At 72.4% G+C, this 18,580-nt stretch carries 18 protein-coding genes; 13 read left to right on the top strand and 5 right to left on the bottom strand.

The features are described 5' to 3' along the window. Positions 1 to 14 precede the first annotated feature (14 nt). A complete protein-coding gene (locus tag D458_RS0107655; protein ID WP_017586143.1) occupies positions 15 to 857 on the bottom strand; it encodes an alpha/beta fold hydrolase in 843 nt (280 codons plus the stop codon). A 247-nt stretch (positions 858 to 1,104) separates the two neighbouring features. Between D458_RS0107655 and D458_RS0107660 the strand changes: the two genes are divergently transcribed. From D458_RS0107660 to D458_RS0107700, 9 genes are read left to right on the top strand one after another with little or no spacing between them, the layout of a single operon-like run. Then, complete coding sequence (locus D458_RS0107660) at positions 1,105 to 2,109, top strand: Gfo/Idh/MocA family protein (protein WP_017586144.1); 1,005 nt, start codon at positions 1,105 to 1,107, stop codon at positions 2,107 to 2,109. A 44-nt stretch (positions 2,110 to 2,153) separates the two neighbouring features. Further along, positions 2,154 to 3,182 (top strand): 5-dehydro-2-deoxygluconokinase, encoded by a 1,029-nt coding sequence (iolC, locus tag D458_RS33145; RefSeq protein ID WP_017586145.1) that lies wholly within the window; start codon positions 2,154 to 2,156, stop codon positions 3,180 to 3,182. Continuing rightward, a complete protein-coding gene (locus D458_RS0107670) occupies positions 3,172 to 4,047 on the top strand; it encodes a Cgl0159 family (beta/alpha)8-fold protein (protein WP_017586146.1) in 876 nt (291 codons plus the stop codon). The genes iolC and D458_RS0107670 overlap by 11 nt, the downstream gene beginning before the upstream one ends. Next, on the top strand, positions 4,044 to 4,997 hold the full coding sequence (gene iolB, locus D458_RS0107675) for a 5-deoxy-glucuronate isomerase (protein WP_017586147.1): 954 nt from the start codon (positions 4,044 to 4,046) through the stop codon (positions 4,995 to 4,997). Before D458_RS0107670 ends, iolB begins: the two co-directional genes overlap by 4 nt. Continuing rightward, positions 4,994 to 6,886, top strand: coding sequence for a 3D-(3,5/4)-trihydroxycyclohexane-1,2-dione acylhydrolase (decyclizing) (iolD, locus tag D458_RS0107680; protein ID WP_017586148.1), 1,893 nt, complete (start codon positions 4,994 to 4,996; stop codon positions 6,884 to 6,886). Before iolB ends, iolD begins: the two co-directional genes overlap by 4 nt. An 18-nt stretch (positions 6,887 to 6,904) precedes the next feature. Continuing rightward, positions 6,905 to 7,855, top strand: a complete 951-nt coding sequence (locus D458_RS0107685; protein WP_017586149.1) for a TIM barrel protein — start codon at positions 6,905 to 6,907, stop codon at positions 7,853 to 7,855. A gap of 58 nt (positions 7,856 to 7,913) precedes the next feature. Continuing rightward, positions 7,914 to 8,891 carry a substrate-binding domain-containing protein gene (locus D458_RS0107690; protein ID WP_017586150.1) on the top strand — a complete coding sequence of 326 codons (978 nt, stop codon included), beginning with the start codon at positions 7,914 to 7,916 and terminating at the stop codon, positions 8,889 to 8,891. Positions 8,892 to 8,893: 2 nt separating this feature from the next. Further along, positions 8,894 to 9,982 carry an ABC transporter permease gene (locus tag D458_RS0107695; protein WP_083936259.1) on the top strand — a complete coding sequence of 363 codons (1,089 nt, stop codon included), beginning with the start codon at positions 8,894 to 8,896 and terminating at the stop codon, positions 9,980 to 9,982. Then, positions 9,979 to 10,803, top strand: a complete 825-nt coding sequence (locus D458_RS0107700; RefSeq protein ID WP_017586152.1) for an ATP-binding cassette domain-containing protein — start codon at positions 9,979 to 9,981, stop codon at positions 10,801 to 10,803. Before D458_RS0107695 ends, D458_RS0107700 begins: the two co-directional genes overlap by 4 nt. Positions 10,804 to 10,810: 7 nt before the next feature. On the opposite strand, the gene D458_RS0107705 is transcribed toward D458_RS0107700, so the two are convergent. Further along, the gene (locus D458_RS0107705; RefSeq protein ID WP_017586153.1) at positions 10,811 to 11,428 is read right to left on the bottom strand and encodes a stage II sporulation protein M; all 618 of its coding nucleotides are present in this window, start codon (positions 11,426 to 11,428) and stop codon (positions 10,811 to 10,813) included. 184 nt (positions 11,429 to 11,612) lie between these two features. On the opposite strand from D458_RS0107705, the gene D458_RS0107710 reads away from it, so the two are divergent. Beyond that, entirely contained in the window at positions 11,613 to 12,371 is a 759-nt protein-coding gene (locus D458_RS0107710; protein ID WP_017586154.1) for a MerR family transcriptional regulator, read from the top strand. Positions 12,372 to 12,425: 54 nt separating this feature from the next. On the opposite strand, the gene D458_RS0107715 is transcribed toward D458_RS0107710, so the two are convergent. Beyond that, on the bottom strand, positions 12,426 to 13,025 hold the full coding sequence (locus D458_RS0107715; RefSeq protein ID WP_239647912.1) for a hypothetical protein: 600 nt from the start codon (positions 13,023 to 13,025) through the stop codon (positions 12,426 to 12,428). Between the two features lie 166 nt (positions 13,026 to 13,191). On the opposite strand from D458_RS0107715, the gene D458_RS0107720 reads away from it, so the two are divergent. Continuing rightward, the gene (locus tag D458_RS0107720) at positions 13,192 to 14,556 is read left to right on the top strand and encodes an outer membrane protein assembly factor BamB family protein (RefSeq protein WP_017586156.1); all 1,365 of its coding nucleotides are present in this window, start codon (positions 13,192 to 13,194) and stop codon (positions 14,554 to 14,556) included. A 97-nt stretch (positions 14,557 to 14,653) separates the two neighbouring features. Here the strand turns inward: D458_RS0107720 and D458_RS0107725 are convergent, their stop codons facing one another. Then, positions 14,654 to 15,862 carry a cysteine desulfurase-like protein gene (locus tag D458_RS0107725; RefSeq protein WP_017586157.1) on the bottom strand — a complete coding sequence of 403 codons (1,209 nt, stop codon included), beginning with the start codon at positions 15,860 to 15,862 and terminating at the stop codon, positions 14,654 to 14,656. A gap of 176 nt (positions 15,863 to 16,038) precedes the next feature. On the opposite strand from D458_RS0107725, the gene D458_RS0107730 reads away from it, so the two are divergent. Both D458_RS0107730 and D458_RS0107735 read left to right on the top strand, forming a co-directional pair. Continuing rightward, positions 16,039 to 16,623, top strand: coding sequence for a winged helix-turn-helix domain-containing protein (locus D458_RS0107730; protein WP_017586158.1), 585 nt, complete (start codon positions 16,039 to 16,041; stop codon positions 16,621 to 16,623). Further along, positions 16,620 to 17,987 (top strand): MFS transporter, encoded by a 1,368-nt coding sequence (locus tag D458_RS0107735; protein ID WP_017586159.1) that lies wholly within the window; start codon positions 16,620 to 16,622, stop codon positions 17,985 to 17,987. The genes D458_RS0107730 and D458_RS0107735 overlap by 4 nt, the downstream gene beginning before the upstream one ends. Before the next feature lie 60 nt (positions 17,988 to 18,047). Here D458_RS0107735 and D458_RS0107740 read toward each other — a convergent pair whose 3' ends face one another. Then, entirely contained in the window at positions 18,048 to 18,512 is a 465-nt protein-coding gene (locus D458_RS0107740) for an Lrp/AsnC family transcriptional regulator (RefSeq protein ID WP_017586160.1), read from the bottom strand. Positions 18,513 to 18,580 lie beyond the last annotated feature (68 nt).

Consider the following 18,580-nt stretch of genomic DNA (forward strand, 5'->3'; position numbering starts at 1 on the left):
CGCGGCGTCGGGGCCTACCCGGTGACGAAGGGGATCAGGACCTCGTTCACCTCGGCGGAGTGGGTCCACAGCAGGCCGTGGGGCGCTCCGTCGATCTCCACGTACTCGGCTTCGGGGAAGGCCTCGTGGAACGGCCGCCCCGTCGCGTCGATCGGGAGGATGTTGTCCCGGGTGCCGTGCATGATCAGGGTGGGCTTGCCCGCCGCCCGGACCGCGGCCACGTCCTCGCGGAAGTCCTCGAGCCAGGTCGGCACCACCGCGTAGGCGGCGACCGGGGCGCTGCCCGTCGCGGTGTTCCAGTTGGCGTCCACCACCTCCTGGCTGATCCGGGTGCCCAGGTTCTCGTCGAGGTTGTAGAAGTCTTTGTAGAACTGGGTGAACCAGGCGTAACGGTCGTTGTAGGCCGCCTCGGCGATGCCGTCGAACACGCTCTGGGGCACCCCGGTCGGGTTGTCCTCCGCCTGGAGCAGGAACGGCTCGAGCGAGGCGAGGAAGGCCAGCTTCGCCACGCGCCCGTGCCCGTGGTTGCGTACGTAGCGGGCCAGTTCCCCGGTGCCCATGGAGAAGCCGACCAGGGTGACGTCCCACAGGTCCAGGGCTTCCAGGACCGCGTTCAGGTCGGCGGCGAAGGTGTCGTAGTCGTATCCCTGGACGACCCTGCTGGAGCGGCCGAACCCACGGCGGTCGTAGGTGATCACCCGGTGTCCGGCCCTGATCAGCTCGCGGGTCTGCAGTTCCCAGCTGTCGCCGTCGAGCGGGTAGCCGTGGACGAGGACGACCGGCCTCCCCTGCCCGTGGTCCTGGTAGTGGATCTCGATGTCGGTGCTGTTCTCCTGGTCGACCTTGACGAACGCCATGTGAAGTCCCCCCTCGGTGCCGGGAACGGCTGTCCCCGGCTTGTGGGGACAGCCAAGGGAACGAACGGGCGCAATGCAAGGAGAAACTTCGCGGTTGGCGTCTTCGAGGTCATACGGGTCGGGCGCCCTTACATCAGTATGTCTGGACAAAGTATTGACAGTGGGAAGGCGGGCGGGTGAGCATGAGGCCCTGAATGTGACGCGCGCTACACCGCCGCCACACTCCAGCCGTCCCCAGGGAGCCCCCTTGCGCATTGGCCTGGTAGGAACCGGACGCATCGGACAGTCACACGCCGCGGCCCTCCGCGCCCGCCCCGAGGTCGAGGACCTCCTGCTCGCCGACGCCGAGCCCGAACGCGCCCGGGCCACCGCCGCGCGGATCGGTGCCCGCGCCGCCGACAGCGTCGCCGAACTCCTGAACCCCGGGGCGATCGACGCCCTGGTCATCGCCGCCGCCACCCCCGCACACCCCGACCTGATCCTCGCCGGGATCGCCGCGGAGATCCCCGTCTTCTGCGAGAAGCCCGTCGCCCCCACCGTCGACGAGACCCTGCGCGTGCGCGAGGAGGCCGACCGCGCCAAGACCCCCGTCCACATCGGCTTCATGCGCCGCTTCGACCCCGGATACGTGCGCGCCCACCGCGCGGTGCGCTCGGGCGAACTGGGCGCACTGCACCGCGTCCACGCGACCACCTGTGACATGGCCCCTCCGCCGGAGGCCTACGTGGCCTCCTCCGGCGGCCTGTTCCGCGACTGCCACGTGCACGACTTCGACATCCTGCGCTGGGTGACCGGCCGCGAGGTCGAGGAGGTCTTCGCCTACGGCGCCAACCGGGGCGCCGCCTTCTTCGCCGAGCACGGTGACGTGGACACCTCCGCCGCGGTCCTGCGCCTGGACGACGGCACCCTGGCCACACTCCAGGGGTCGCGCTACAACGGCGCGGGGTACGACGTCCGCATGGAGCTCGCCGGATCACGCTCGACCCTCGCCGTGGGCCTGGACGAGCACGTCCCCCTGCGCTCGGCCGAACCCGGCGCGGCCTTCCCCGCCGGGGACCCCTGGGAGGAGTTCTGGTCGCGCTTCACCCCCGCCTACGAGGCCGAGATCTCCGCCTTCATCGCCATGGTCCGCGACGGCACCCCCAGCCCCTGCTCGGTCACCGACGCCCTGGAGGCGGTGCTGGTCGCCGACGCCGCCGACCTCTCCCGCCGCGAACACCGCCCCGTCCGCCTGGCGGAGGTGCGCCCCTGAACCCGACGGACCCGCACCCGGTACAGCAGGACCGCAGGAGAGGAGTGACCGTGGACCGTACCCCCGCACCCGGACCCGCACCCGCACCCGGACCCGTCGCCGCACCCGGGCCCGTCCCCGCGCGGCCGCCGCAGGTCGTCACGATGGGCCGGGTCGGCGTCGACATCTATCCGCAGCAGGTCGGCGCGGGCCTGGACGAGGTGGAGTCGTTCGGCAAGTTCCTGGGCGGCAGCCCGACCAACGTCGCCGTGGCCGCCGCCCGCCACGGCCGCACCAGTGCGGTCATCACCCGCACCGGCCAGGACCCCCTCGCCCGCTTCGTCCACCGGGCCCTGCGCGGCTTCGGTGTGGACGACCGCTTCGTCACCGCCGTCCCGGGCACCGCCACCCCCGTCACCCTCTGTGAGATCTTCCCGCCCGACGACTTCCCCCTGTACTTCTACGGACGCGACCCCGCCCCCGACCTGCTCATCGAGACCGACCAGCTGGACCTGGCCGCCATCGCCGGGGCCGACCTGTTCTGGGCCACCGTCACCGGCCTGTGCCGCGACCCCGGCCGCACCGCCACCCTGGCCGCCCTGCGCGCCCGCGACCGCCGCCACCCCACCGTCCTGGACCTGGACTACCGGCCCGCGTTCTGGGACTCACGCGAGCAGGCCCGGCGCTGGGCGGCCGAGGCGCTCCCGCTGGCCACCGTGGCCTGCGGCAACCTCGACGAGTGGGAGACCGCCGTGGGCACCCGCGACCCCGACGAGGCCGCCCGGCGCGGTCGCGACCTGGGGCTCTCCCTGGCCGTGGTCAAACAGGGCCCCGAAGGCGTGCTGGCCGTGGACGGCACCGGTTCCCACCGCGAACCCCCGCTGCCGGTGGAGGTGGTCAACGGCCTGGGCGCCGGGGACGCCTTCGGCGGGGCGCTGTGCCACGGACTGCTCTCGGACTGGCCGCTCGGGCGCACCGTGCGCTTCGCCAACGCCGCCGGCGCCGTCGTCGCCTCCCGGCTGTCCTGCGCGGAGGCCATGCCCACCACCGCAGAGGTGTGGCACGCACTGGAGGAGGCCGCCCATGCTGGCTGACCGCCTGCGCGAGATCACCCGGACCCGGCTGCACCGCCCCGCCGCCTTCGGTGAGGCGGCCGCCGCGCGCAGACGCCCCGCCTCCCTCGTGGGACCCTCCGGGCGGGCGATGATCGTGGCCGCCGACCACACCGCCCGGGGCACCCTGCGCTCGGGCGCCCGGCCCCTGGCCATGGCCGACCGCGCCGACCTGCTGGACCGGCTGTGCACCGCCCTGGCCCGGCCCGGCGTGACCGGGGTGCTGGCCAGCGCCGACATCGTCGACGACCTGCTGCTGCTCGGCGCCCTGGACGGCAAGGCGGTCTTCGGCTCCATGAACCGGGGCGGGCTGTCCGGGGCCCGCTGGGAGGTGGACGACCGCTTCACCGGCTACACCGCGGAGGCCATCGTCCGCTCGGGGCTGGAGGGCGGCAAGATGCTCCTGCGCCTGGACTACGCCGACCGGAGCACCGCCCGCACCATGGAGAGCTGCGCCCGGGCGGTCAACGCCCTGGGCGACGCCGGGAGGGTGGCGATGGTGGAGCCGTTCGTGGCCCACCGCGCCGACGGCGTGGTCCGCAACGACCTGTCCACCGAGGCGGTGACCCGGTCCGCGGCCATCGCCTCCGGACTCGGCCACTCCTCCGCGCGGACCTGGCTCAAACTGCCGGTGGTGGCCGACATGGAACGCGTCGCCGCCGCCACCACCCTGCCCACCGTCCTGTTGGGCGGCGAGGTCTCCGCCGACCCCGACGCCGCCTTCGCCGCCTGGGCCGAGGCGCTCGAACTCCCGACCGTCGTGGGCCTGACCGTGGGCCGTTCACTCCTGTACCCGGCCGACGACGACGTCGAGACGGCCGTCGACACCGCAGTGGGGCTGTTGTGACACACACCGAACACCGTCCGAACGAACACGGCCCGGCCGCGCGCCGGCCGGCCGAACTCCACCTGTCCGCGCTGAGCACCGCCCAGCCGCCCTTCCGGACCGTGGTCACCCCCGACACCGCCGGATGGGGGTACTCCGGGCTGCGCGTGCTCGAACTGGAGCCGGGGCACTCCGCCGAGATCACCACCGGGGACTCCGAGACGCTCGTGCTGCCGCTCGACGGCGGGTGCACGGTCACCCTGTCCGAGAGCTCGGGAGCGGGTTCGGGGTCCTTCCGGGTCGAGGGCCGCCCGGACGTGTTCTCGAGGGTCAGCGACTTCGTCTACCTGCCCCGGGGGGCCCGCGCCACCGTCGCCAGCGCCTCGGGCGGCCGGTTCGCGCTCCCGGCCGCCCGCTGCGACCGGACCCTGCCCGCCCGCTACGGCCCCGCCGAGGACGTGCCGGTGGAGCTGCGCGGGGCCGGGCAGTCCAGCCGCCAGGTCAACAACCTCTGCCTGCCCGGGACCTTCGCCGCGGACCGGCTCCTGGTCTGCGAGGTCCTCACCCCGGCCGCGAACTGGTCCTCCTACCCGCCGCACAAACACGACGAGGCCACCGCCACCGAGTGCGAGCTGGAGGAGATCTACTACTTCGAGGTCGCCGACGGCCCGCACGGGCACGGCGTGGGCTACCACCGGGTCCACGGAACCCCGGGCCGTCCCGTCGAGGTGTTGGCCGAGGTGCGCCGCGAGGACGTCGTCCTGGTCCCGCACGGCTGGCACGGTCCGTCCATGGCCGCCCCCGGCTACGACCTGTACTACCTCAACGTCATGGCCGGCCCCGGGGACGAGCGGGCCTGGCGGATCAGCGACCACCCCGACCACGCCTGGGTGCGCGGCACCTGGGAGGACCAGGAGACCGACCCCCGCCTGCCCCTGTGCACCGCCGAGGGCCGGAAGGGCCGACGATGAGCACGCCCGCCGACACCGTCCACCTCACCACGGCCCAGGCCCTGGTCCGGTTCCTGGCCGCCCAGCACACCGAACGCGACGGGGAGCGCCACCGCCTCTTCGCCGGGGTGTGGGGCATCTTCGGACACGGCAACGTCGCCGGGCTCGGCCAGGCCCTGCTCCAGGCCGCGACCACCGGCGAGGCCGACCTGCCCTACCACCTGGCCCGCAACGAACAGGCCATGGTGCACGCCGCGGTCGGCTACGCCCGGGCGCGCGACCGCCTGTCCGCCTTCGCCTGCACCGCCTCCACCGGCCCCGGCTCCACCAACATGGTCACCGGGGCCGCCCTGGCCACCACCAACCGGATCCCGGTCCTGCTGCTGCCCTCGGACATGTTCGCCACCCGCGCCCCCGACCCCGTCCTGCAGCAGCTGGAGGACGCCCGGGCCGGGGACGCCACCGTCAACGACACCCTGCGCCCGGTCTCGAAGTACTGGGACCGGATCACCCGCCCCGAACAGCTCGTCCCCGCGGCACTGGCCGCGGCGCGGGTGCTCACCGATCCGGCCGAGACCGGCGCGGTCACCCTGTGCCTGCCCCAGGACGTCCAGGCCGAGGCCCACGACTGGCCGGTGGAGTTCTTCCGCGAACGCGTCTGGCACGTGGGCCGACCGCTCCCCGAACCCGACGCGCTCGCCCGCGCCGCCGAGGTGGTCCGGGGCGCCCGCCGCCCGCTGCTGGTGGCCGGGGGAGGGGTGGTCTACTCACGGGCCACCCGGGAGCTGCGCGCGTTCGCCGAGGCCACCGGGATCCCCGTCGCCGACACCCACGCGGGCAAGGGCGCCCTGCCCTGGGACCACCCGCAGGCCGTGGGCGGGCTCGGCTCCACCGGCGCCCGCAGCGCCAACACCCTCGCCCGCGAGGCCGACGCGGTCATCGGCGTGGGCACCCGCTACAGCGACTTCACCACCGCCAGCCACACCCTGTTCGCCCACCCCGGAGTACGGTTCGTCAACGTCAACGTGGCCCGCACCGACGCGGCCAAGCTCTCCGCCGTCCAGGTCGTGGCCGACGCCCGCGAGGCGCTCACCGCGCTGCGCGGGGCGCTGGACGGCTGGCGGGCCGACCCCGCCCACGAACACCGCTCCACCGGACTGGCCCGGGACTGGGCCGCCGAGGTCGACCGCGCCCACCGGGCCGGGGGAAGCGGCGGCCTGGCCGCCCAGAGTGCGGTCATCGGTGCCCTCAACGACGTGCTCGACGACCGCGACGTGGTCGTCAACGCCGCCGGAAGCATGCCGGGCGACCTGCAGAAACTGTGGCGCGCCCGCGATCCCAAGGCCTACCACGTCGAGTACGCCTACTCCTGCATGGGCTACGAGGTCGCCGCCGGGCTGGGGGTGCGGATGGCCGCCCCCGACCGTGAGGTGTTCGTACTGGTCGGCGACGGCTCCTACCTGATGATGGCCCAGGAGATCGCCACCATGGTCGCCGAAGCGGTCAAGGTCGTCGTCGTCCTGGTCCAGAACCACGGCTTCGCCTCCATCGGCGCCCTCTCCGAGAGCGTCGGCTCCCAGCGCTTCGGCACCGGCTACCGCTACCGCGACCCCGCCACCGGCTTCCTGGACGGGGACCCGCTCCCCGTCGACCTGGCCGCCAACGCCGCCAGCCTCGGTGCCCGCGTGATCCGGGTCCAGGACCCCGCCGACCTGCGCAAGGCCCTCCAGGAGGCCAGGGACGCCGACACCACCACCCTCGTCCACGTGGAGACCGACCCCCACGCCCCCGGCCCGCCCTCCAGCGCCTGGTGGGACGTGCCCGTCAGCGAGGTCTCCGAACTCGACACCACCCGCAGCGCCCGCCGCGAGTACGAGCGGCAGCGGCGCGAGCAGCGACACCACCTCTGAGCCCCCGCGAGGAGCGCCATGACCAGCAGCACCACGAGCACCGCACTCCGGACCGCGAAGGACCGCCTCGTCCTGGGGTCGGCACCCGACTCCTGGGGCGTGTGGTTCCCCGACGACACCCTCCAGACGCCCTGGCCCCGGTTCCTCGACGAACTCGCCGACTCCGGCTACGCGTGGCTCGAACTCGGCCCCTACGGCTACCTGCCCACCGACCCCGCACGCCTCAACGAGGAGGTCGGCGCACGCGGGCTGCGGGTCAGCGGCGGCACCGTCTTCGGTGACCTGCACAACCCCCGCAACTGGGACGACACCCTCGCCACCGTGCGGGCCGTCGCCGAGCTCACCGCCGCCGTCGGCGCCCACCACCTGGTGCTCATCCCGCCCATGTACCGCGACCAGCGCACCGGCGCCTTCACCGAGTCGCCCACCCTGGACGCCGGCCAGTGGTCCCACCTGACCCGCGCCGCCGACGAGCTCGGCCGCGTCCTGCTCGGCGACTACGACGTGCGGCTGTGCGTGCACTCGCACGCCGACACCCACGTCCAGACCCAGCCGGAGATCGAACGCCTCCTGAACGAGACCGACCCCGATCTGGTGTCGCTGTGCCTGGACACCGGCCACGTCGCCTACGGTGGCGGCGACGCGGTGGACCTGATCCGCCGATACCGTGAACGGATCGGCTACGTCCACATCAAGCAGATGGACCCGGAGATCATCCGCCAGGTCCGGCAGGAGCAGCTCGGTTTCGGTGAGGCGGTCCGTCGCGGGGTGTGTGTGGAGCCGCCCGCGGGGGAGCCCGCACCGGCCGCGGTGGTGGACGCGCTCGCCGAGGTGGACGCGAGGGTGTTCGTCATCGTCGAGCAGGACCTGTACCCCTGCGACTTCGAGACCCCCAAGCCCATCGCCGAACGCACGCGCCGCTACCTCAACAGCTGCGGCCTGGGCGCCCGGCACCAGCACCGACCCTGACACCGTGCCCGTACCGTGAGGCGGGCCGCACATCCCTCAGATCTCTCGGAGGTCACTGATGAAACACGCACGGTATTCCCCCGCGCTGGCCCTGGGCGCCGCCGGGGCGCTCCTGCTCGCCACGGCCTGCAGCTCCGAGGGCGGCCGCGAACAGCCCGCCGACGGCCCCGAGACCCCCGACCTCACCATCGCCATGATCACCCACCAGGTGCAGGGCGACACCTTCTGGGACATCGTGCGCACCGGTGCCGAGGACTCCGCCGCCAAGAGCGGTGTCGACCTGGAGTACTCCTCCGACCCCGAGGCCCGCGAACAGGCGAGCCTGGTCCAGAACGCGGTCGACCGCGGTGTGGACGGCATCGCCGTCACCCTGCCCAGCCCCGACACGATGGAGGGCGCCCTCGCCGCCGCCGAGGAGGCCGGGATCCCCGTGGTCGCCCTCAACGCCGGCATCGACCACTGGCAGGAGATGGGCGTACAGCAGTACTTCGGCACCGACGAGTACCTGGCCGGCGTCGCCTTCGGTGAACGCCTCAACGAGGAGGGCGTGGGCGACGTCGTCTGCGTCATCCACGAACAGGGCAACGTGGGCCTGGAGTCCCGCTGCGAGGGACTGGCCGAGGAGTTCGACGGCGACTCCGAGACGCTCTACGTCGACAGCGCCAACATGCCCGAGGTGCGCTCCAGCATCGCCTCCCGCCTGGAGGAGTCCACCGACACCGAACTGGTCGCCACCCTGGGCGCCCCCATCGCCGTCACCGCCCTGGACGCGGTCGACGACGCGGGCAGCGACGCCGGGGTCGCCACCTTCGACACCAACGCCGAACTGGTCGCCGCGCTCCAGGACGGGCAGGTGCTCTGGGCCGTGGACCAGCAGCCCTACCTCCAGGGCTACCTGGCGGTGGAGTCCCTGTGGCTGTTCAAGACCAACGGCAACACCCTGGGCGGCGGACAGCCCGTGCTGACCGGCCCCGCGTTCATCGACGAGACCAACATCGACGAGGTCGCCGAGTACGCCGAGAGGGGCACCCGCTAGCCATGGGACACACTGCGGTACCTCCGGCGCCTCCCACCGCGGACGGGGGAGGGGCACCGGACGGCGCGGGAGGGGAACGGGCGCTGCGGGTCAGCGGCAGGGGCCCGCTGCGCCGCTTCCTGACCCGCCCGGAAGTGGGTTCGCTGCTGGGCGCCGTGGTCGTCTTCGCGGTGTTCTTCACCATCGCCGACCCCTTCCGCACCGGGGCGGCCATGGCCACGATCCTCTACGCCAGCTCCACCATCGGCATCATGGCCGTGGGCGTGGCCCTGCTGATGATCGGCGGCGAGTTCGACCTCTCCGCCGGGGTCGCCGTCATCACCTCGGCGCTGTCCGCCTCCATGTTCGCGTGGTGGTTCTCGCTGAACGTGTGGGTGGGCGCGCTGTTCGCGCTGGCGGTCTCCCTGGCGGTGGGATTCCTCAACGGGTGGATCCTCACCCGCACCCGGCTGCCCAGCTTCCTGGTCACCCTGTCGATGTTCCTCATGCTCCAGGGCATCAACATCGCCACGACCCGCTGGGTCACCCAGGGCGTGTCCACCCGCAACATCGCCGACATGGACGGGTTCGACTCCGCCCGCGCCGTCTTCGCGTCCACCTTCAGCCTCGGCGGGGTCTCGGTGCGCGTCACCGTCCTGTGGTGGCTGCTGTTCGTGGCCCTGGCCACCTGGGTGCTGGTCCGCACCCGCGTGGGCAACTGGATCTACGCCGTCGGAGGTGACCAGGACGCCGCCCGCGCCGTGGGCGTGCCGGTGGCCAAGGTCAAGATCGGCCTGTTCATGACGGTGGGCTTCTTCGCCTGGTTCTCCGGCATGCACCTGCTCTTCGCCTTCAACACCGTCCAGTCCGGCGAGGGCGTGGGCAACGAACTGCTCTACATCATGGCCGCCGTGGTGGGCGGGTGCCTGCTCACCGGCGGCTACGGGACCGTGATCGGAGCGGCCATCGGCGCGTTCATCTACGGCATGACCCGCCAGGGCATCGTCTACGCGGGCTGGGACAACAACCTGGTCATGTTCTTCGTCGGCGCGATGCTGCTGGCCGCCGTCGTCATCAACGGGTGGGTCCGCACCCAGGCCAACCGGAGGTGAACGGGGTGAACGACCACGAGCCCCTGCTGGAGCTGCGGGGCATCGACAAGTCCTTCGGCAACATCCACGCCCTGAGCGGCATCGACCTGCTCGTCCGTGCCGGAGAGGTCACCTGTGTCCTCGGTGACAACGGCGCGGGCAAGTCCACCCTGATCAAGATCCTCGCCGGCCTGTACCCGCCCAGCTCGGGCGAGTACCTCGTGGACGGCGAGCCGGTGGCGCTGTCCTCCCCCCGCGAGGCCCTGGACCGGGGCATCGCCACCGTCTACCAGGACCTGGCCCTGGTCCGGCTCATGCCGGTGTGGCGCAACTTCTTCCTCGGCTCCGAACTCCGCCGCGGCCGGGGGCCGCTGTCGATGCTCGACACCGCCCGCATGAGGACGATCGCGGACACCGAACTGCGCCGGATGGGCATCGACCTGCCCGACATCGACGCCCCCGTCGGCAACCTCTCCGGCGGCCAGCGCCAGGTGGTGGCCATCGCCCGCGCCGTGTACTTCGGAGCCCGCGTCCTCATCCTGGACGAGCCCACGGCGGCGCTCGGCGTCAAACAGTCCGGGGTGGTCCTGCGCTACGTCGACGCCGCCCGCGACGCCGGACTGGGGGTCGTGTTCATCACCCACAACCCCCACCACGCCCACATGGTCGGCGACCGCTTCGTCATCCTCAAACTGGGCCGTGTCGAACTGGACCGGCCCCGGGAGCGGCTGAGCCCGGACCAGCTCGCCCACCACATGGCGGGCGGCTCCGAACTCGACACCCTCCAGCGGGAACTCGACCGCGGCGCCGTCCCGTCGGCGCAGGAGCCGAAGGGGGCCTGAGGCCGGATCAGCCCAGGAGCATCCGGGGAATGAGGTAGATGATCGAGAAGGCCTCGTAGACGGCGCCGACGACGAACAGCACCAGGGCGGGCAGGCTCAGCCAACCGAACCGCTGGAGTCCGCGCACGTACCCCCGGCGGCGGTTGGGCGCGTCGACTGATCCGGGACGCAGCCAGGCCATCGCGAAGACGTAGGAGCCGAGAGCGAGAAGGATGTAGGCCTGGAACTCGACGACCATGGTCACGGAGTGCGGGATCAGGACCGTCGCTATGGTCTCGTCGACCGGGGCCAGGATCACACCGCTCTCGAACGCCATGTGGAGGAGGAAGGCGATCCCGGCGAAGGGCACGACCAGCGAGGGCAACAGGATCTTGAGCACGCCGACCGTCAGCACGTTGACGCCGAAGATGGTCAGGGCGAACAGCCAGACGTTGCTGAGCAGCGACACCACGAGGTCCGCCGTCCCGTCCTCGTCCAGACCGTCAGCCAGTGACGTGTTCAGTTCGGGGAAGAGCATCCCCACCGCCAGACCGGCCAGCAGCACGCCGTACACGAGTGCGTTCAGTACGAGGTAGGCGCCGAGGTTCGCGCGGATGATCTGGAAGGGCCTGCGAAGGATGGTCATGGTTCCTGCTCCGTGGTCGGGAGGGGCGGCCGGTCGCTCGAACCCCTTCACCGACATTGCGCACTATGCCCTCGGGGCAGGGTCAAGCCCGAGGCGGACACTTGACCCTGCCCCGGGGGCAGGGTGTGGACTGTGGGCACGGCGCGGAACCCCCGCGACGGCGCGGCGCAGGAGGAGGCAACCCGTGGCCTGGAGCACCCAGCAGGTCGCCGAGCTCGCCGGGACCACGGTCAAGGCGGTCCGGTACTACCACCAGATCGGCTTGTTGGACGTGCCCGAGCGGGCGGCCAACGGATACAAGCGGTACGAGGTCCCCCACCTGGTCCGGCTCCTGCAGATCAAGCGCATGAGCGATCTGGGGGTGCCGCTGTCGGAGGTGGCGGCCATGGAACGGGCAGACGAGGACCCGGACGAGGCCATCCGTGTCCTGGACAGGGAACTGGAGGCGACGGTCGACCGGCTCAACCGGGTGCGGGAGGAACTGGCCCTCATCCTGCGCCACCGCGCGCCGGCCTACGTCCCCCCGGAGTTCGCTCCGATCTCCCGGGACCTCTCGGAACGGCAGCGGTCCCTGCTGATGGTCTTCTCGGCCGTGCTCAGCGAGGAGTCCGTCGGGAAGTTCCGGGAGCTGATCAGTGAACCCGAGGACATGGACGAGGAGTTCGAGGCGCTCCCGCCGGACGCGGACGACGCCGTGATCGAGACCCTCGCCGAACGCTTCCTGCCGGTCGTCCTCAAGGGCCGTGCGGAGAACCCGTGGTCACTGGCCCCGACGGCGGACGCGCCGGGCGGTGCCCGGCACGCCGCGGACACGATGGCCGAGGCGGTGACGCAGTTGTACAACCACGCGCAGCTGCGCGTGCTCAAACGCCTCAACGAGCTTCTCAGCGAGCACGCAGCCGGGGCCGAGGACCCCCGGGAGGGCAGCGACGAGGCCCCCTGACCGGCCAGGGCACGGGGCCCGCACGCCTGCGGGCCCCGGACGCTTCGGGTGGGATCAGCCGGGTACCGGCGCGGCGGCCTTCTCCCGCCGGTCCCGCAGGAAGGTGACGGCGGCGATGGTCGCGGTGGTGATCAGGCCGATGGCGGGCAGACCGAGCCAGGTGAGCCCCCATACGAGCTGCCGGTTCCTGGCGGTGTCGGCCACGTGGGTGGAGGCGATGCCGAAGTCCGCGTTCTCGTTGTCGCAGACGAAGCGGTAGGTGCCGGCCTCGGGGATCTCCATGGTGCGGATCAGATGCCACTCCTCGTCGCCGTAGTCGAACTGCGTCACCGTCTGCGACCTGCTCAGCCCGGGCTCCCCGGAGGGGGTGGTGAACGCGCACCCGCCCTCGTACAGCTGGCTGTAGAGCCCCAGCTCGCCCACGTGCTCCTCGCCGAGCTCCAACTCGACCTCGAGCTCGCGGTCGGGCTCGGCCAGGAAGTCCGGCGCGGGCTGGCGCGCGTCGACCCCCATCACGAGGAGGACGGCGAAGACCGCCAGGGTGGTGGCCAGCGAGACCAGGCATGCGATGTACCCCTTACGCAGGCGGCGCTCGCCTGTGGCCTGAGCGGCGGCAGGGGGTGGCGGGGGTTGGTTGTGGAGAGGGAAGGACATGTCGGCCATTGTGTCATTGCGGGATGGCGAAGAGTGAACGGTGCCGGGCGTGTGGCGTGCGGTGCGCGGCCGGTCGACCCGCGCGGACAGAGCCGTGGAGCCGGGGCCGGGCCGTGGAGGCCGGGGTGCGCTCGGGTGCCCGCCACCGCCCCGCTACGATGCGCGCATGCCCACCCCGCCCCTGTTCCGCGCCACCCCTGTGCTCACCGTCCTCCTCGCCCTCTCCCTGACCGGCTGCTCGCTCCTGGCCGAGGAGGAGCCCGTGGTCCTTCCCGCCTCGGCCATCAGCCCGGACACCACCGTCACCTGCGAGGACGTCGGGGACTGCGGTGAGGCCGGGGCGGTGCGCTGGTCACTGCCGCTGGAGGGCGACTTCTACGTGGAGCGGTCCGAATCGAGCGCCCCGGTGGTCCAACCGGCCGGCGTCTGGCTGGACCACGGTCACCCCTACCCGCGGGCCGTGGAGTCCGAGGGGGTCCTCTACCTGAGCACGTCCGACACGGTCACCGCCGTGGACACCGCCGACGCGGAGGTGCTGTGGACCCAGGCGCTGGGCCGGGAGATCGGGTTGCTGCGGATGGTCGGCCCCACCCTGGTGGCTCACCTCCCGGAGTACGGCGGCGACGTTGAGGACGTCCGTTTCCTGGAGGTGGACCGCGACGGCGCCCGGGTGTTCGGAGCCGACCTGCCGGAGGACTTCGAGCACCTGGGAGCCCAGGTCACCAGCGGCTCCCACCTGCTGTTCCGTGAGTACCTGCCCCCCGACGACGAGTCCGATCCCCGCTACTACCTGGTGGAGGCCGCCACCGGGAAGGTCGACTGGTCGGTGAGCCTGCCTCGGGCCGACGCCCACCTCCTCGTCGGCGACACCGCGTACCTGAAGTACGACCCGGAGGACGCCCGCGCCCACGTCGTCGCCGTCACCGGCGGGGAGCCGGGCGCGGAGTTCGACGCCCCCGAGGAGGCCGGTGACGCCTCCCTGCTCCTCGAAGTGCCCGACGGCCCGATCCTGTTCGACACCCCGGGCTGCGCGCCCTTCGGCAGCGGGTGCGACGGCGAGCGGATCACCGCCGTCGACCCCGCCGGCGGCGAGGTGCTGTGGAGCCACACCGAGCCCGGGGAGGTGGTCTCCGTCTCCGTGGACGACCAGCCCCTGGTGTACGTCCGCGACGAGGTCGGCTACCGCGCGCTGGACGCCGGCACCGGTGAGGTCCTGGCCGAGGACGACGAGGTCGCCCCGGCGGGCCTGCTGCCCGAGTTCGGCGCCGAGTCCGGGAAGGTGAGGGAGGAGATGGCGCTGGAGGAGTACGACCTGCTCCCGATCACTCCGACCGGTCCCGGTGTGGACGCCGAACCCCTCGACGGACTGGCGGTGGGGGCCGAGCACCTGACCGCCTACGCGGCCCCCGACGGCCCGGTGGTCGGCGTCTACCTCGGCTGTGCCCCGGACGGGGTCGGGGAGGCCTCCATGGGCGCGGCGATCGGTGGCGCCCCCTGCACCGCGCCCCGCCTGTTCACGGTCGACCACTGACCGGGGAGCGCGCGGACGCCGCCTCCGGTCTCCGACGTCGGAGCGGGCTCCGGCCGGTGCCGCCCCGGTCTCCGTCGCCGGGCCGGGCCTCGGGCGGTCAGGTCGCCAGGTGGTCGCCCAGTGCGTCGAGCAGCCGGTCGACGTCCTCCTCCGACAGGTACGGCGCCATGCCCACCCGCAGACCGGCGTCGTCGTCCAGGCCCAGCCGGGCGAAGGTCTCGTGGGCGTAGAAGCTTCCGGCCGGGGCGAGGACGTCGCGCTCGGCCAGGGCCCGGGACACGTCCAGGCTGCGCCGACCGGGGAAGGTCATGAAGAGGGTGGGGGTGCGCTCGGCCGCCCTGGAACGCAGGACGACCTTCTCGCCGAGGGTGGCCAGTCCCGCCTCCACCCGCTCCCGCAGGGCCCGTTCGTGCGCGGCGACCGCCGCGTGCGCGGCCACCAGCCGGTCCCGGCGGGTGCCGCGGCCCGGGGCCAGGTCCGCGAGCACCTCCACCGCCTCCGTCGCCCCGGCCAGGACCTCGTAGGGCAGGGTGCCGAACTCGAAGCGCTCGGGAACCTCGTCGGACGAGGGCACCAGCTTGTCGGGGGTGATGGTCTCCAACAGCGCGGGGGAGGCGGCCAGCACCGCGCAGTGCGGGCCGAGGAACTTGTAGGGGGAGCACACGAGCAGGTCGGCGCCCAGCTCCCGCAGGTCCACGACCCCGTGCGCCGCGAAGTGCACGGCGTCCACGTACACGAGCGCGCCCACCGCGTGCGCGCGGTCGGCGATCGTGCGCACCGGGGGTTCGGTTCCGAGCAGGTTGGAGGCGGCGGTCACCGCCACCAGCCGGGTGCGCTCGTTGACCACCTCGTCCAGGTCGGACAGGTCCAGTTCGGCCGTGGCCGGGTCCAGGTCGAGCCAGCGCACGGCGGCCCCCGCCCGCTCAGCCGCCTGGATCCAGGGCCGCACGTTGGAGTCGTGGTCCATCCGGGTCACGACGACCTCGTCGCCCGGCCCCCAGCCCTTGGCCAGGTGCCGGGAGAAGTCGTAGGTCAGCTGGGTGGCGCTGCGTCCGTGGACGATCCCCGACGGGTCCGCGCCCAGGAGGTCGGCGTAGGCGCTGCGGAAGGCGTGGACGGCCTCCTCGGCGTTGGTCTGCGAGACCAGTGAGCTCCCCCGGTTGGACAGGGGGCCGGTCAGGGTGCGCAGGATCGCCTCTCCCACCCGCGTCGGGGTCTGGGTGCCGCCGGGGCCGTCGAAGTACGCGATGCCTGACTTCAGGGACGGAAAGCCGGACCGGAACGAGTCGAGGTCGTAGGCGGGCATGGGGCTCCTTCGCTGCCGGGTGTACTCGCGGACCACATTCGCACACGGCTCCACGGGCCCGCGAGGGGCGGGGACTTGACTTATGGTCGGGATCGGCCGACCATACGGTCTCTGTCGAATGGTCGGCGAATCCCGACCATTCGAGCATTCGATGCCCCCGACCACTGGAGTCCCCTATGGCGGTCACCCCCGACTACGAGCTCGCCGAGTCATTGGAGCTCTCCACCCCCGAGCAGTACCGGGCCCTCTTCGAGGACACCCGGACCGAGATCGTCCAGCTCCTGCTGGAGCGCGCCGCCACCACCTCCGAACTGGCCGAGACGCTCGGCCGGCCCAAGGGCACCGTCGGCCATCACCTCAAGGTGCTGGAGGAGGCCGGGCTGGTGCGTGTGGTGCGCACCCGCAAGGTGCGGGCCCTGGAGGCCAAGTACTACGGGCGCACCGCGCGCACCTTCTACTACGCCCCGGTCAACGAGGCCCGCGGCCAGGCCCAGCGCATCGCCGCCGACGTGGCCGCCGAGGTCGCCCAGCTGTCCGAGGAACAGGCCTGGCAGGCGAAGGTCAACCTCCGGTACGCCCGTATCCCCGAGGCGCGGTACGAGGAGTGGGAGCAGCGCCTGCACGATCTGCTGACGGAGTTCGGAACCCAGCCGCGCGCGGGGGAGACCACCTACGCGCTGGCCTTCGCCCTCTACCCCACCGGCCGGGCCCCGCTGCCCGAGCACGGGGAGGCGTCGGAGGACGGACAGGGGACGGAGTGAGCACCGCCGAACCCGCCTCCGAACCCGTCCCCGAACCGGCGGCCCCGCCCCGGCTGGGCAGCGACTACTGGAAACTGCTGTCGGCCGGCGGAATGACCAACCTCGGCGACGGCCTCATGACGGTCGCCGTGCTCTGGCTCGCCTCCGCCCTGACCCGCGACCCCCTGCTCATCGCCCTGGTGGCCCTGGCCACCCGAGTGCCCTGGCTGCTGTTCTCCCTGCCCGCCGGGGTGATCACCGACCGCTTCGACCGGCGCCTGCTGGTGGCCTGGACGGACGCGGCCCGGTTCGCGGTGGTCGCGGCCTTCGGGGTGCTCGTGCTGTTCACCGAGGGCGGGCTGCCCACCCCCGGACAACTGGCCGCCGGTGAGGGGGTCCCCGCCTCGGCGACGCTCCTGCTCGCCGGGCTCTACGCGATGTCGTTCCTGGTCGGCTGCGCCGAGGTGATCCGGGACAACGCCGCGCAGACCCTCCTGCCCTCCGTCGTGGACCGGCGCCTGCTGGAGAAGGCCAACGGCCGCCTGTGGGGGATGGAGGTGACCACCAACCAGTTCGTCGGACCGCCGCTGGCCGGGGTGCTCATGGGCCTGGCACTGGCGGTCCCGTTCCTGTTCAACGCCGGGCTGCTCGCGGTCAGCGCCGCACTGCTGTTCGCCCTGGCCGGGACCTACCGCCCCCGGGGCCAGCAGGTGAGCAGCGGCCGCATCGCCTGGCGGGCCGAGATCGGTACCGGCTTCCGATGGCTGTGGGACAACCCCGTGCTGCGGGCCCTGGCCCTGCTCCTGGGCGCGCTGAACCTCGTCTCCGCGATGACCTTCGCGCTGATGGTGCTCTACGTCCAGGACGTGCTCGGCCTGTTCCAGGGCTGGCAGTTCGGTCTGGTCATCACCGGCGGGGCCGCCGGTGCGATCCTCGGCTCACTGCTGGCCGAACGGATCACCGCGAAACTGGGTGACGGCCGCTGCCTGCTGGGCGCGATCGGCCTCATGGGCGTGAGTTCCGCCGTCATGGGGTTCGTCCCGGTCGTGGGTGTGGTCTGGCTGGTCAGCGCGCTGAGCGGAACGGCGGGCGTGGTGTGGAACGTCATCACGGTCTCCCTGCGCCAGCGGATCATCCCGGACCACCTGTTGGGCCGGGTGAACTCGGTCTACCGCTTCTTCGGCTGGGGCACCATCTCCGTCGGCACCCTCCTGGGCGGTCTGCTGGCCGTTGTCCTCGAACCGGGCCTGGGTCGCGAGTGGGCGCTGCGCCTGCCGTTCCTGCTGGCCGGAGCGGTGCACCTGCCCCTGCTGGTCTACGCCTGGCGCCGGGTCAACGGGGAGCGGCTGGCCCGGGCCCGCTCCGCCGCACCCGACCCGACCTGAACCAGCGCCCCGGACCCGAACACCGGACACCGTGCCCCGGCCCCGGCACGGGGGCGCCCCTCAGCCGATCGGCAGCGGGGAACTGGGTTTGGTGACGCTGATGGCGAAGGTCGTCTCGATCGAGGCGACCGCCGGGATCGCGCGGAGCTTGGCGCGCATCAGCTCCTCGTAGGCGGGGAACGACCGCGCGGCCACCTTCAGCAGGTAGTCGTGGTCGCCCGCCAGGAGGTAGGCCTCCGTGACCTCCGGGATCCCGCGGATGGCCTCCTCCACCCGCTCCACCACACCGGTCCCGTGGGACTCCAGGCGCAGCCGCACGAACGCGGTGATGTCGAGCGCGACCGAGGCGGGGTCGACCACGGCGGTGTAGCGGGCCACCACACCGGCCTCCTCCAGGCGCCGCACCCGGCGCAGACACGGGGAGGGGGACAGCCCCACCCGGTCGGCCAACTCCTGGTTGCTGATCCGCCCGTCGCTCTGGAGCTCGTGCAGAATCCGCAGATCGATCTCGTCCAGTCCTTGCATGTGGCAGATTCTGCCAAAAAAGCCCTCCGAAGGGCAATATCTGGCAATCGTCAGCCCCGTCGTTCCCC

The organism is Nocardiopsis ganjiahuensis DSM 45031 (assembly GCF_000341085.1).
GTDB classification, from domain to species: domain Bacteria; phylum Actinomycetota; class Actinomycetes; order Streptosporangiales; family Streptosporangiaceae; genus Nocardiopsis; species Nocardiopsis ganjiahuensis.

Coding starts and splice junctions, on each gene's coding strand:
- D458_RS0107690 (WP_017586150.1), top strand. CDS start 7,914: ATGAAACACGCACGGTATTCCCCCGCGCTGGCCCTGGGCGCCGCCGGG.
- D458_RS0107720 (WP_017586156.1), top strand. CDS start 13,192: ATGCCCACCCCGCCCCTGTTCCGCGCCACCCCTGTGCTCACCGTCCTC.
- D458_RS0107670 (WP_017586146.1), top strand. CDS start 3,172: ATGCTGGCTGACCGCCTGCGCGAGATCACCCGGACCCGGCTGCACCGC.
- D458_RS0107655 (WP_017586143.1), bottom strand. CDS start 857: ATGGCGTTCGTCAAGGTCGACCAGGAGAACAGCACCGACATCGAGATC.
- D458_RS0107695 (WP_083936259.1), top strand. CDS start 8,894: ATGGGACACACTGCGGTACCTCCGGCGCCTCCCACCGCGGACGGGGGA.
- D458_RS0107730 (WP_017586158.1), top strand. CDS start 16,039: ATGGCGGTCACCCCCGACTACGAGCTCGCCGAGTCATTGGAGCTCTCC.
- D458_RS0107705 (WP_017586153.1), bottom strand. CDS start 11,428: ATGACCATCCTTCGCAGGCCCTTCCAGATCATCCGCGCGAACCTCGGC.
- D458_RS0107715 (WP_239647912.1), bottom strand. CDS start 13,025: ATGTCCTTCCCTCTCCACAACCAACCCCCGCCACCCCCTGCCGCCGCT.
- D458_RS0107685 (WP_017586149.1), top strand. CDS start 6,905: ATGACCAGCAGCACCACGAGCACCGCACTCCGGACCGCGAAGGACCGC.
- D458_RS0107740 (WP_017586160.1), bottom strand. CDS start 18,512: ATGCAAGGACTGGACGAGATCGATCTGCGGATTCTGCACGAGCTCCAG.
- D458_RS0107725 (WP_017586157.1), bottom strand. CDS start 15,862: ATGCCCGCCTACGACCTCGACTCGTTCCGGTCCGGCTTTCCGTCCCTG.
- iolD (WP_017586148.1), top strand. CDS start 4,994: ATGAGCACGCCCGCCGACACCGTCCACCTCACCACGGCCCAGGCCCTG.